This is a genomic window from Solimonas flava DSM 18980, assembly GCF_000426685.1.
In the GTDB taxonomy this organism is placed as follows: domain Bacteria; phylum Pseudomonadota; class Gammaproteobacteria; order Nevskiales; family Nevskiaceae; genus Solimonas; species Solimonas flava.
This window is the reverse complement of the sequence record NZ_AUFV01000001.1, coordinates 581,848-594,602: the sequence shown is the minus strand read 5'-3', so window position 1 is coordinate 594,602 and position 12,755 is coordinate 581,848. Positions and strand designations below refer to the sequence as shown.

Genomic DNA, 12,755 nt, shown 5'->3' with positions numbered 1-12,755 from the left:
GCGGCACCGGCCTGCGGACGGGCGGCGGCATGCGCGAGCTGCGCCACCCCGGTTTAATGCACTACGTCAAACGCCCCATACACGGCCGGGCGGTGCTTTCTTAGCCTGTTCCCGGTACTGCACGCATGCGCGGCATGACAAGCCTGGAGAAGCTCAGGGTATGAAACGCGAGTTCACGTTCCGCTCGCTGGCCCTGGCCCTGGCCGCGCCGTTGCTGCTGGCCACCGCTGGTGTGGTGCAGGCCGGCGACACGATCGATGCCGACCCGGTGATCCGCCGGCAGGCCGTCGAGGAAATCCTGCGCACGCTCGACGACGCGGCGGTGGCGGCGCTGCGCGCGCAGCTGTCGCAGGAGACCGATGCCGGCGTGCGCGGCATGGGCAAGACCACGCTGCTGCGCGCGCTGCTGGGTCTGGTGCCGGCGGCCAGCGGCGCGATCGTCTATGACGGCCATGAGCTGCGCGGGCTGCCGGCCGAGGTGCGCGCGCGGCTGCGCATCGGCTATGTGCCGCAGGGGCGCGAGATCTTTTCGCAGCTGAGCGTCGAGGAGAACCTGCGCATCGGCCTTGGTGCGCGCGCCACGCCGGGCCGTGCCGCCGACGTCTTCGAGCGCGTCTACGCGATCTTCCCGGCGCTCAGGCAGATGGGCCGGCGCCGTGGCGGCGAGCTGTCCGGCGGCCAGCAGCAGCTGGCGATCGGCCGCGCGCTGGTGCTCGATCCGCAGCTGCTGATCCTCGACGAGCCCTGCGAGGGCATCCAGCCGAACATCGTCGCCGAGATCGGCGAACTGCTGCTGCGCCTCAACCGCGAACTCGGCCTGACGCTGCTGCTCGTCGAACAGAAGCTGCCGTTCGCGCGCCGGGTCGCCAGTGAGTTCCGCAGTCTCGACAAGGGCCGGCTGGTTGCCGGCGGACCGATCGCCGAACTCGGCGACGATATCGTCCATCGTCACCTGACCGTCTGAGACCGCCGATGCGCGCGCTCCATCCGGGCGTGATCCTGCGCAGGGACTATCTGATCCCGCTCGGCATGAGCGCCAATGCGCTGGCGACCGCGCTGGGCGTGCCGGCGCCGCGCATCAACGACATCGTCCGCGAGCGTTGCGGCATCAGCGCCGAGACGGCGCTGCGCCTTGCGCGTTACTTCGGGACCGCGCCCGAGTACTGGATGAATATTCAGGCGCAGTAGCTGCTGAGCCTGGCCGAGCGCGATGCCGGTCCCCGCATCCGGCGTGACAGCCTGCCGCGGCAGGGCGAACCGGCAGCGTAGGCCGCCCCGTCATTCGTGATTCGCGCCGGCCGGCACGGGCGAGGGCGGGCGCCCGGCAAACTGTGCGCTTCGTTCATGTTCTGTTCGGACGGAGGGGCTACTCTGGCTGCGAGTCACTCCCAAGGGCTCTCTCAACCGCTACCCGCGGCTCGGACACGAGACGCGGGTTTTTCTTTGCCCGGCCAAACAAAAAGACCCCTTCGCCGATGCGCGAAGGGGTCAGGGATTGGTGGAGCTGGCGGGAATTGAACCCGCGTCCGCCAGATCGTAGCCCTCAGATCTACATGCTTAGCCCGGTCTTTGGTTTTCGTCGCAGGCTGCCGGACGGGCACGGAACGCCTGCGCTTATCCCCTTAGGGTTTTAGCAGTTCGGCCAAGGGCGGACGTCACTGCGATCCGATAAGAGTCGACGGCCGCACCAACCGGTATCGGAACCAGAAGGGCAACCGCTCACCGGGATTTAGGCGGCGAGGGCGTAGTTGGAGTCGTTCGCAACTAGCTTGGTTGTCACAGGTTTTACGAGGACATGACACCTCGGCATGCACTTCGGATTCCGTTACCAGCGTCGAAACCGGTCAGCCCCGTGTGCGATCACAGTGTAACAGTGATAGGTCCGCTCTGCGTGAATTCAAGTCCTGTGACACGAACTCGCCCGGGCGCCCGGGCCGAACGGCACTTGATGCAGTCCTTGCCGGCGCTGCCAGCATCGACGCGAGCCGCCACGCCGCGAAGCAGCGCCGGCGAGTCGGCGAAAGGGACTGGCGGGATGGGTTCGCTCGGGCGTCTCAGGCCGAATGGCGCATGATGCGTTCTTTCTGGCGCTGCCAGTATCGACGCGAGCCGCTGCGCCGCGAAGCAGCGCCGGCGAGTCGGCGAAAGGGACTGGCGGGATGGGTTCGCTCGGGCGTCTCAGGCCGAATGGCGCATGATGCGTTCTTTCTGGCGCTGCCAGTCCCGCTCCTTGATATCGGCGCGCTTGTCGTGCTGCTTCTTGCCCTTGGCGAGGCCGACTTCGAGCTTGGCGCGGCCTTTTTCCCAATGCAGGTCCAGCGGAACCAACGTGAAGCCGGCGCGCTCGACCTTGCCGATCAGCGTCGCCAGCTCGCGGGCATGCAGCAAGAGTTTGCGGGTGCGGGTCGCGTCGGCGATCTCGTGCGTCGAGGTTTGCTTGAGCGGGGTGAAATGGGCGCCGATCAGCCAGGCTTCTCCGTTCTTCAGCGTTACATAGGCTTCGGCGATCTGCGCGCGGCCGGCGCGCAGGCTCTTGACCTCCCAGCCCTTGAGGACGAGACCGGCCTCGTAGCGCTCCTCGATGAAGTACTCGTGCCGCGCCCGGCGGTTGACGGCGATCGTACGCTCCGTCGCTGCCTCTTCGTTTTTGCTCATTTGTCAATTATATAGACGCCCCGTCCGGCGGCTAGACTACGCGAATGCACATTCGAGAGAGCAGCTACGGCTACTGGAGTTCGCACCGCGCCTTCCTCTGGGTCGCGGTCGGCGCGATGCTCGGCGTCGGCAACGCGGTGCGCCTGCCGGCGTTGATGGCCGAGTACGGCGGCGTGCTGTTCCTGCTGGTTTATCTTGCCGGCCTGCTGCTGGTCGGCATGCCGCTGCTGATCGCCGAATGGATGCTCGGGCGCTGGATGCGCGACGATCTGGTGGCCGGTTTTGCGCGTCTTGCCGAGACGGCCAAGGCAAGCCGCATCTGGATCGTCGCCGGCGGGCTGGCGCTGCTGACGGCGGGACTGATCCTGTCGTACTACAGCGTCATCGCCGGCTGGAGCCTCGCTTACGCGTTTCGCGCCGCGAGCGGGGCGTTCGGCCAGCTGACGGCCGACGGCGCGAGCCAGGTCTTCCTCAATCTCGCGCAGGACCCCGAGCGCAGCCTGTCGTGGCACACGCTGTTCATCCTGGCCGCCTGCATCGTCGTCTCGCACGGCTTCCGCGAAGGCGTCGAGCGCGCGTCGCGCGGGCTGGTGCCATTCGCGCTGCTGATCGTCGTCGCGATGTGCTGGTACGCGATCGAGCGTGGCGATGCCGCGGCCGCGGTCGAGACGATCTTCGCGCCGCATCCCGAGCGCCTCGGCTGGCGCGGCGTGATGGAGGCGCTGCACCACGCGTTCTTCACGCTGGGGCTCGGCATGGGCGTGATGATGGGCGTCGGCAGCTACCTGCCGGTCGATGCGCCGCTGCGTCGCACGGCGCTGGCGGTGATCGGCATCGACACCCTGTTCAGCCTGCTCGTCGGCTTCGCGGTGATGGCGGTGGTGCTCGGCGCCGGGCTGCAGCCGACGTCCGGGATCACGCTCATGTTCCAGACACTGCCGCGCGCGATCAGCGCCGATCTCGGCGGCTCGCTGTTCGCAGCCGGCCTGTTCCTGATGAGTTTCATCGTGACGATGACGTCGGCGACGGCGATGCTCGAGCCGCTGAGCCGCTACTTCATGGATCGTCAGCGCTGGACGCGCGTGTTCGCGGCCACCTGCGCGGCGTTGCTGGTCTGGACGATCGGGCTCGGCACACTGCTGTCGTTCAGCGTGCTGCAGGACCTGCGCCTGTTCGGCCGCAACTTCTTCGAGTGGGTGCAGTGGCTGACGGCCAGCTGGTTCGCTCCGGTCGACGGACTGTTGATTTGCGTGTTCGTGGTCAGCATGATGCCGCGCGACCTAGTCCGCGGCCTGTGGGGCGAGTCGCGGCCATGGCTGTTCCCGGTCTGGTTCGCGCTGCTGCGTTATCCGGCGCGCATCGGCCTGATTGCGGTCCTGATCTACTCGACCGGCCTGCTCGACTGGCTGGTCTCGCTCTGGAGAGTCTGAAGTTGCGTGTGCTGGAACGCTCGAGCCTGCTCAAGTACGCAGCGCAGGACATGTATGTATTGGTCGGTGACGTCGAGGCTTATCCGCAGTTCCTGCCCGGCTGCGTGTCGGCCAGGGTCGAGCATGCCGAAGGGCAGCAGGTACGGGCCCGGCTCGGGTTTCGTGTGAAGGGCCTCAGTGACAGCTTCGCGACCGAGAACCTGCTCGACGGCGGCCGGCTGATCCATATGCGCCTGCTTGACGGGCCGTTTCGCATGCTGCAGGGCCAATGGAGCTTCCAGCCGCTCAGCGAGGCGGCCTGCAAGGTTTCGCTGCAGCTGCAGCTCGAGTTCGGCAATCGCCTGATGGATGCGACGCTCGGCCCGTGGATCGACCGCGCGGTCGGTTCCGTGATGGACGCGTTCCGCCTGCGCGCCGAAGCGCTGTACGGCAAGGTTTGAACCGCGTGCGCGTCGAGATCGCATACGCGCTGCCGGATCAGCAGGTGCTGCTGGCGCTGGATCTGGCGCCCGGCACGACGGCCGCCGAGGCGCTGAGGCTGTCCGGACTGCCGCAGCGTTTCGCCGACATCGACGATGCCGCGGCGCTTGGCATTTTCGGGCGTCGCGTCGAGGCGACGCAGATACTGCAGGCCGGCGATCGGCTCGAGGTGTACCGGCCGCTACGGGCCGATCCCAAGGAAGCGCGCCGCGAGCGCGTCCGGCGGACGCGCGCACAGCGCGACCGCCGCTGAGGCGCGCGGCTCGCGCTTTTTAGGGCTGCGAGCCCGGCGGCGTGATGACGACCCCGCTCGGCCGGTCGCTGGCCGCGCGCGAAGCGTCGCGGGCATCCTTCTTCTCTTCCTTGAGGATGGTCTGCACGTCCGGATTGTCGATCGCCTTCGACGAGCCGCTCGCTTCGATGCCTTCCATGCGGGCCAGCACGTCGCCGTCGAAGTAAAGGCTGACGACGCGTTCGGTGACCTCGCCGCGCGGGGACTTGTAATAGCCGACGTAGTCCCAGCGGTTCGGGCGGAACGCGCTGGCGGCGACCGGGGTGCCCATCAGGTAGTGGACCTGATCGTGCGTCATGCCGATCTTCAACTGGTCCAGCTGCTTCTGCTCGATGACGTTGCCCTGACGGGTCGGCAGCTTGTAAATGATCGAACAGGCCGACAGCGCGAGGGCTGCCACGGCAAGAAGAAGAAAACGCATCGGGTCGCCGGGTTGCTGCGGGAAGAAGAGCAGGGATAATAGCGGAAACCCCGCCGACCAGCGCCAGAGTCCGCATGGAATCCTCCGACCTCCGCAACGCCGGCCTCAAGGTGACGCTGCCTCGCCTGAAGATTCTCGAGATGCTCGAGAACAGCGACGCTCGCCACCTGTCCGCCGAAGACATCTACCGACGCCTGATCGACCTCAACGAGGATGTCGGCCTGGCCACCGTGTACCGCGTCCTGACGCAGTTCGAGGCTGCCGGCCTCGTGCGGCGGCACAATTTCGAAGGCGGGCATGCGGTGTTCGAGCTTGAGCGCGGTCCGCATCACGACCACATGGTGCGTATCGATACCGGCGAAGTGATCGAGTTCTTCAGCGAAGACATCGAAAAGCTCCAGCAGCAGATCGCCGAGAAGCACGGCTTCGTCGTCGAGGAGCACAGTCTCGTGCTCTACGTGCGGCCGAAGCGCCAGGAGCGCAAGGAATGAGCAGGGCCCGCGCGACAGGCAGGCCCGCCTTGCCTACGGCGCCCTTGCTGTCCGCCCTGGCGTTGGCCGCCGCCGTCGCGTTGCCGGCCCACGCGCGGCAGGAGGACGAGGCCGCCTCCGGCTCGCTCGGCGCGGAACTGAAGGAGGCGGCGCGCGACGTCGGTCATGCCACGCGCGACGCTGCCAAGAGCGTCGGCCACGCCGCCCGCGACGCCGGCAAGGCGGTCGGCCACGCGACGCGCGATACCACCAGGGCCGTCGGCCATGCCTCGCGCGACGCGGCGAAGAGCGCCGGTCACGCCAGCCGCGACGCGGCGCGCGAGGCCGGACACGCGGTGCACGACGGCGTCGAGGACGCCGGTGCGGCGATCAAGGACGCGCACCCGGCCGACTCGCGCTGAGGGGCCGCACCGGGCCGAACGCCTCCGACGTCGCGTTGCGCGACGGCGCGTCCGCGGCGGGCCTCAGCCCGTGCGCGCCGCGCGCTGCAGCAGGTCGCGCGCATGCTCGAGCGCGGCCTGTGAAATCTCGACCCCGCCCTGCATGCGCGCCAGCTCCTGGATCCGGGCGTCGGCCGACAGCGGCGAGACCCGCGTGTAGGTCTGCTGTTTCTGCACTTCCTTGCGGATCGCGAAATGCGCGTGGCCCTGGGCAGCGACCTGGGCCAGATGCGTGACGCTCATGACCTGACGCTGCGCGCCGAGCACCCGCAACTGCTGGCCGACGATCTCGGCGACGCCGCCGCTGATGCCGGCATCCACTTCGTCGAAGATCATCGTTGCCGCGCCGTGCCGGGCGAGCGCCGCGACCTGGATCGCCAGCGACACGCGTGACAGCTCGCCGCCGGACGCGACTTTGGCGAGCGGTCGCGGCGGCTGGCCCGGGTTGGCCGAGAAATCGAAACGCACGCTGTCGGCGCCGCTGGCGCGCGGCGCGGCCTGCGCGTCGGTCTCGACGCCGACCAGGAACTGCGCGTTCGGCATGCCCAGCGTGCGCACGATCGCGGTCACCGCTTCGCCGAAGCGTTTGGCGGCGCGGCGCCGCTCGGCGCCGAGCCTGGCGGCGGCCTCGTCGTAGCGGCGCCGCGCGCCGTTGCGCTCGCGCTCCAGCGCTTCGACGCGGCCGGCGGCGTTGGCGGCTTCGTCGTGCTGGGCGCGCAGCGCCTGCAGATGGGCCGGCAGTTCGGCCGGCTTGAGGCGATGCTTGCGCGCCAGATCGTGGATCGCGCCGAGACGGCTCTCGACTTCGGCCAGGCGCTCGGGATCGAGGTCGAGCTTGTCGAGCACGCGGCGCGCGCTGTCGGCCGCGTCGCGGACCAGCGCGAGCGCCGACTCGGTCGCCTCGCGCGCGGCGCGAAAGCCTTCGTGCAGCGGTTCCAGCCCGGTGAGCAGGACCTGGGCGCTGCCGAGCTGGTCGTAGATGCTGTTCTCGCCGCCGTACAGCAGCTCCTGCACCTGCGCGCCTTCCCCGAGCAGGCGGCCGGCGTGGGCGAGCTGGCGGTGCTCGGCCTCCAGCGTTTCGAGCTCGTCGTCGCCGAGCGCCAGCGCGTCGAGTTCGGTGATCTGGAATTTCAGGAAATCCAGCTGAGCCGGGTCGCGGCTGCCGGCGCTGCGCAGGCGTTCGAGTGCGCGCTCGGCGTCGGCATGGGCGGCGGCGGCGGTGGCGACCGCCTGCAGCGTCGCCGCGCTGCTGCCGTAGTCGTCGAGCGCCTGGCGCTGCACGTCGGCGCGCAGCAAGGTCTGGCTTTCGGACTGGCCGAAGACTTCGATCAGCATCTCGCCGAGCTCGCGCAGCGGGCCGGCGTTGACCGGGTTGCCGTTGACGAAGGCGCGCGTGCGGCCTTTGGCGTAGACGATGCGGCGGATCACCAGCAGCGCCGGGTCGTCGGCATCGGTGAGTTCGTGGTTGGCGAGCCAGCGCCGCGCCGGGCTGTCGGATTCCAGCTCGAAAGTGGCGCTGATCTCCGCTTTTTCCTGGCCGGCGCGGACCAGCGCGGCGTCGGCGCGCAGGCCGATCGCGAGGCCGATCGCGTCGATCAGGATCGACTTGCCGGCGCCGGTCTCGCCGGTCAGCACGGTGAAGCCACCGCCGACATCGAGGTCTACCGCATCAATGATCGCGAGATTGCGGATTGATAAATTTTTCAGCATCTTGACGTGCTTATTTAATGTTGTTTCGCAGTTCGCCGCCGGCGGCTGGGCCGCGTCCCCAATGCAGCTTGTTGCGCAGGATGTTGAAGTACGAATAGTTCTTCGGATGCACGAGCGTGAGGCGGAAATCCGCTTCGCGCACCTCGAACGATTCGCCGGCGCGCAGCGTCTCGGCGGTCTGGCCGTCGCAGGTGTACATCGCCACGGTGTCCGGATCGCCGCGCAGGGTGATCCGGACCGTCTGCCGGCTGCTGACGACGATCGGACGGTCCGACAGCGTGTGCGGGCAGATCGGCACCAGCGTCAGCGCGTCGAGGCCGGGGTGCACGACTGGTCCGCCGCCGGACAGCGCGTACGCGGTCGAGCCGGTCGGGCTGGCGACGATGAAGCCGTCGGCGCGGTGCTGGGAGATGAACTCGCCGTCGAGCCAGGTCTCGAACTCCAGCATGCGGATCGCCGCCTGATTGCGGATGACGACGTCGTTGACGGCCAGCCGCGCCGCGCCGCGCCCCTGATCACGGATCAGCCGCGTCTGCAGCAGCAGCCGCTGTTCGCGCAGGTAGTCGCCGGCGAAGATCGCCGCGAGCGCCTCCTGCATCTCGCCGGGCTGCACGTCGACCATGAAGCCGACGCGCCCCTGATTGATGCCGAGCAGCGGCACGCCGGCCGGGGCGAGGTCGCGCGCCGCCGACAGCAGGGTGCCGTCGCCGCCGACGACGATGACCAGATCGCAGCGCACCAGCTCGTGGCGCGGCAGGCGCTCGACGTCTGCAGGCAGCTCGAGGCCCGGCAGCGTCAGCTCGTCGAGGCGGATACGACGGCCGTGCGCGCGCAGGACCTCGATCAGCTGGCGCAGCGTCGGAATGACCTGCGGGTCGCGCCGCTTGCCGATGACGCCGACGATCTCGAAGGGGTGCATGGAGAAGAACCGGAAATTTGCCGCGGACGTTAGCATGAATGACCCCCGCCGCCATCGGAAATCGTCCTTCAGGCTATTGAAAATGCGCCGGAAAAACCCCATTTTTATGACATGTCAAAAGCCCTAGACGATCGCGCCGCCGAGCTCCTCAAGTTGCTCGTCGAGCGCTACATCCGCGATGGGCAGCCGGTCGGCTCGCGCACCCTGTCGCGAATGGCGGGCCTGGGCCTGTCGTCGGCGACGATTCGCAACGTGATGGCCGACCTCGACGAGCTGGGCTTCGTCGCCTCGCCGCACACCTCGGCCGGGCGCATCCCGACCACACGCGGCTATCGCTATTTCGTCGATGCGCTGCTGTCGCCGGAATCGCTCAGCAGCGGCGAGAAGGAGCTGATCGCCAGCGAGCTGCTGCCGCGCGATCGCTCGCCGGCCGATCTGGTGCAGGCGGCTTCGAACCTGCTGTCCGAGATGTCGCGGATGGCCGGCGTCGTCACCGTGCCGCGGCGCAATCTGGCGGTGCTGCGGCGCATCGAGTTCCTGCCGCTGTCCGGCAATCGCGTGCTGACGATCCTGGTCGTCAACCAGCACGAAGTGCAGAACCGCATCATCTACACGGAGCGTCCGTACGGCGCCGACGAGCTGGAGCGCTACGCCAACCTGCTCAACGAACATTTCGCTGGCCGCGACCTCGTCAGCCTGCGTCAGGCCCTGGTCGAGGAAGCCGCCGACGCGCAGGCGCATGTCAATCTGCTCCTGCGCGAGGCGGCGACCATGGCCGAACAGGCGCTGCGTCCGCAGAGCGGCGGCGATTACATCGTCGCCGGGCGGCCGAACCTGATGGGTTTTCAGGAGCTGGCCGACGTGCAGCGCCTGCGCGGACTGTTCGAGGCCTTCGACACCAAGCGCGATCTGCTCAACCTGTTCGATCAGTGCCTCAACGCCGACCGCGTGCAATTGTTCATCGGCGACGAGTCCGGCTATCGCGTGCTCGACGAATGCAGCGTGGTGACCGCGCCGTACTACGTCGACGGCAAGATCGCCGGTACGCTCGGCGTGATCGGGCCGACGCGCATGGCTTACCACCGCATCATTCCGATCGTGCGCGAGACGGCGCGACTGCTGTCCGCCGGCTTGAAAGGCGAGGGCTGAGGCCGCAGATAACGGCCGGGGCGTTCGGCTTTGCTAGATGCTGGCCGTTCGGCTGGCTATCATGCGCCCCTCTTTCCGCGGCCGGCGCCCTGCGCGCCCGCCTTACTTCCTGACGACCAGACAGACCGAACAGCGATATGACGGATACTCCCGAGCAGGCGGCCGCCGGCGCCGGCGGCCAGAACGAGCTGGAGGCGCTGCGTGCCCGCCTCGATGAGGCCGAGGCCCGTGCCGCCGCCGCCAAGGACGCGCAGCTGCGTGCTGCCGCGGACCTCGAAAACACCCGCCGCCGCCTCGAGCGCGATGCCTCCAACAATCTCAAGTACGCCGCCGAGAAGCTGCTCGGCGAGCTGCTCGCCGTCGCCGACAGTCTTGAACTGGGACTGAGGGCCGCCGAGGTTGCCGAAGGTCCGGCACGGGCGATGGGCGAGGGCATGCAGCTGACCTACCGGCAGCTGATGAGCGTGCTCGAGAAGAACGGCGTCAAGCAGATCGACCCGCAGGGCCAGCCTTTCAACCCGGATTTCCATCAGGCGATGTCGATGGTGCCGAGCGCCGAGGTGCCGGCCAACCACGTGCTGAACGTGATGCAGAAGGGTTACCGCCTGCACGAGCGCCTGCTGCGTCCGGCGATGGTGGTCGTGGCGCGCGCACCTGACTGAAGAAAACGCGAAAAAGCGGAAAAATCGCGCGAAAACCCCTTGAAACCCTGCATCCAGCCTTCAGTTAGGCGGCAGGAACGAAACCAATTTCGGAGTCACCCATGGCAAAAATCATCGGCATCGACCTCGGTACGACCAACAGCTGCGTCGCGATCCTCGAGGGCGGCAACGTCAAGGTCATCGAGAACAGCGAGGGCGAACGCACCACGCCGTCGATCGTCGCCTACACCGACGACGGCCAGACGCTGGTCGGCCGCTCGGCCAAGCGCCAGGCGGTGACCAATCCGTACAACACCCTGTATGCGGTCAAGCGCCTGATCGGCCGTCGCTTCGAGGACGCCGAGGTGCAGAAGGCGATCAAGCATTCGCCGTTCAAGATCGTCAAGGCCGACAACGGCGACGCCTGGGTCGAGGCCAAGGGCAAGAAGCTCGCGCCGCAGCAGGTGTCGGCCGAAGTGCTGCTGAAGATGAAGAAGACCGCCGAGGATTACCTGGGCGAGAAGGTCACCGAAGCGGTCATCACCGTGCCGGCCTACTTCAATGATTCGCAGCGCCAGGCAACCAAGGATGCCGGCCGCATCGCCGGTCTCGAGGTCAAGCGCATCATCAACGAGCCGACCGCGGCGGCTCTGGCCTTCGGCCTCGACAAGGGCGGCAAGAAGGACCAGAAGATCGCCGTGTACGATCTCGGCGGCGGCACCTTCGACATCTCGGTCATCGAGATCGCCGACGTCGAAGGCGAGAAGCAGTTCGAGGTGCTGGCGACCAATGGCGACACCTTCCTCGGCGGTGAGGACTTCGACCAGCGCGTGATCGAGTACATCGCGGCCGAATTCCAGAAGGAGCAGGGCATCGACCTGCACAAGGACCCGCTCGCGCTGCAGCGCCTCAAGGAAGCGGCCGAGAAGGCCAAGATCGAGCTGTCGAGCTCGACGCAGACCGACATCAACCTGCCGTACATCACGGCCGATGCGAGCGGTCCGAAGCATCTCACCATGAAGCTGACGCGCGCCAAGCTGGAGGCGCTGGTCGACGACCTCATCACCAAGTCGATGGAGCCGTGCAAGACCGCGCTGAAGGACGCCGGCCTGAAGCCGTCGGACATCGATGAGGTCATCCTCGTCGGCGGCCAGACGCGCATGCCGAAGGTGCAGGAAGCGGTCAAGGCTTTCTTCGGCAAGGAGCCGCGCAAGGACGTCAACCCGGACGAGGCGGTCGCCGTCGGCGCCGCGGTGCAGGGCGCGGTGCTGACCGGCGAGCGCAAGGACGTGCTGCTGCTCGACGTCACGCCGCTGTCGTTGGGCATCGAAACCCTCGGCGGCAAGATGACGAAGCTGATCGAGAAGAACACCACGATTCCGACCAAGAAGTCGGAGACCTTCACCACCGCCGACGACAATCAGACCGCGGTGACGATCCAGGTCTACCAGGGCGAGCGCGAGATCGCTTCGGCGAACAAGTCGCTCGGCCGCTTCGATCTGACCGGCATCGCGCCGGCGCCGCGCGGCATGCCGCAGGTCGAGGTGATCTTCGACATCGACGCCAACGGCATCCTGCACGTCACTGCCAAGGACAAGGCGACCGGCAAGGAGCAGAGCATCCGCATCACCGCCAATTCGGGTCTGACGGAAGACGAGATCCAGAAGATGGTGAAGGACGCCGAGGCGCATGCCGAGGACGACAAGAAGTTCAACGAGCTGATCTCGGCGCGCAACCAGGCCGACCAGATGATCCATGCGGTCGAGAAGTCGCTGAAGGATCTCGGCGACAAGGTCGAGGCCGACGAGAAGAAGTCGATCGAGGATGCGCTGTCGGCGGCCCGCGAAGCGGTGAAGGGCGACGACAAGGACGCCATCACGGCCAAGACCGAGGCGCTGGCGCAGGCGTCGGCCAAGCTGATGGAGCGCGTCTACGCCGAGCAGGGCGCGGCGGCCGGCGGCGAAGGTGCCGGTGCGGCACCGGGCGGCGCCGGTGGCGCGCAGGCCGAGGGCGATGTCGTCGATGCCGAGTTCACCGAGGTCAAGGACAAGAAGTAAGCGGCACGCAGTACCGCGAGCGCCCGGCGTCGAGCCGGGCGCTCTTCTTTAAGGGGCCTGCTGGGAACCG

Annotated in this window: 13 protein-coding genes, 1 other RNA gene and 1 pseudogene; 10 read left to right on the top strand and 5 right to left on the bottom strand. The window is 67.7% G+C overall.

Translation table 11 applies throughout. The features are described from left to right. The first annotated feature begins 160 nt into the window (after positions 1-160). Positions 161-964, top strand: a complete 804-nt coding sequence (locus K343_RS20665; RefSeq protein WP_169716638.1) for an ATP-binding cassette domain-containing protein — start codon at positions 161-163, stop codon at positions 962-964. 8 nt (positions 965-972) lie between these two features. Further along, a pseudogene (locus tag K343_RS20660) lies at positions 973-1,269 on the top strand (HigA family addiction module antitoxin). Between the two features lie 227 nt (positions 1,270-1,496). Here K343_RS20660 and ssrA read toward each other — a convergent pair. Continuing rightward, positions 1,497-1,852, bottom strand: a transfer-messenger RNA (tmRNA) gene (ssrA, locus tag K343_RS23805). A 326-nt stretch (positions 1,853-2,178) separates the two neighbouring features. After that, complete coding sequence (gene smpB, locus K343_RS0102600; protein ID WP_028006731.1) at positions 2,179-2,655, bottom strand: SsrA-binding protein SmpB; 477 nt, start codon at positions 2,653-2,655, stop codon at positions 2,179-2,181. Positions 2,656-2,699: 44 nt separating this feature from the next. On the opposite strand from smpB, the gene K343_RS0102595 reads away from it, so the two are divergent. Genes K343_RS0102595 through K343_RS0102585 form a run of 3 tightly spaced genes read left to right on the top strand, consistent with a single transcriptional unit; the run spans position 2,700 to position 4,818 of the window. Continuing rightward, positions 2,700-4,085 (top strand): sodium-dependent transporter, encoded by a 1,386-nt coding sequence (locus K343_RS0102595; RefSeq protein ID WP_028006730.1) that lies wholly within the window; start codon positions 2,700-2,702, stop codon positions 4,083-4,085. An 8-nt stretch (positions 4,086-4,093) separates the two neighbouring features. Then, positions 4,094-4,525 (top strand): type II toxin-antitoxin system RatA family toxin, encoded by a 432-nt coding sequence (locus tag K343_RS0102590; RefSeq protein ID WP_028006729.1) that lies wholly within the window; start codon positions 4,094-4,096, stop codon positions 4,523-4,525. A gap of 5 nt (positions 4,526-4,530) precedes the next feature. Beyond that, positions 4,531-4,818, top strand: a complete 288-nt coding sequence (locus K343_RS0102585) for an RnfH family protein (RefSeq protein WP_028006728.1) — start codon at positions 4,531-4,533, stop codon at positions 4,816-4,818. Positions 4,819-4,837: 19 nt separating this feature from the next. Here K343_RS0102585 and K343_RS0102580 read toward each other — a convergent pair whose 3' ends face one another. Beyond that, on the bottom strand, positions 4,838-5,278 hold the full coding sequence (locus tag K343_RS0102580; protein WP_028006727.1) for an outer membrane protein assembly factor BamE: 441 nt from the start codon (positions 5,276-5,278) through the stop codon (positions 4,838-4,840). Positions 5,279-5,352: 74 nt separating this feature from the next. Between K343_RS0102580 and fur the strand changes: the two genes are divergently transcribed. Then, positions 5,353-5,769 carry a ferric iron uptake transcriptional regulator gene (gene fur / locus K343_RS0102575; RefSeq protein WP_028006726.1) on the top strand — a complete coding sequence of 139 codons (417 nt, stop codon included), beginning with the start codon at positions 5,353-5,355 and terminating at the stop codon, positions 5,767-5,769. 29 nt (positions 5,770-5,798) lie between these two features. Further along, entirely contained in the window at positions 5,799-6,170 is a 372-nt protein-coding gene (locus tag K343_RS24880; protein WP_211226139.1) for a hypothetical protein, read from the top strand. Between the two features lie 63 nt (positions 6,171-6,233). On the opposite strand, the gene recN is transcribed toward K343_RS24880, so the two are convergent. Continuing rightward, on the bottom strand, positions 6,234-7,919 hold the full coding sequence (recN, locus tag K343_RS0102565; protein WP_028006725.1) for a DNA repair protein RecN: 1,686 nt from the start codon (positions 7,917-7,919) through the stop codon (positions 6,234-6,236). Between the two features lie 10 nt (positions 7,920-7,929). Beyond that, entirely contained in the window at positions 7,930-8,838 is a 909-nt protein-coding gene (locus K343_RS20650; RefSeq protein ID WP_043111872.1) for an NAD(+) kinase, read from the bottom strand. A 111-nt stretch (positions 8,839-8,949) separates the two neighbouring features. On the opposite strand from K343_RS20650, the gene hrcA reads away from it, so the two are divergent. From hrcA to dnaK, 3 genes are all read left to right on the top strand, one after another. Next, positions 8,950-9,987, top strand: a complete 1,038-nt coding sequence (gene hrcA, locus K343_RS0102555; RefSeq protein ID WP_028006724.1) for a heat-inducible transcriptional repressor HrcA — start codon at positions 8,950-8,952, stop codon at positions 9,985-9,987. A 137-nt stretch (positions 9,988-10,124) separates the two neighbouring features. After that, positions 10,125-10,649 carry a nucleotide exchange factor GrpE gene (grpE, locus tag K343_RS0102550; protein WP_028006723.1) on the top strand — a complete coding sequence of 175 codons (525 nt, stop codon included), beginning with the start codon at positions 10,125-10,127 and terminating at the stop codon, positions 10,647-10,649. Between the two features lie 101 nt (positions 10,650-10,750). Continuing rightward, the gene (dnaK, locus tag K343_RS0102545) at positions 10,751-12,685 is read left to right on the top strand and encodes a molecular chaperone DnaK (RefSeq protein WP_028006722.1); all 1,935 of its coding nucleotides are present in this window, start codon (positions 10,751-10,753) and stop codon (positions 12,683-12,685) included. The last annotated feature ends 70 nt before the right edge of the window (positions 12,686-12,755 follow it).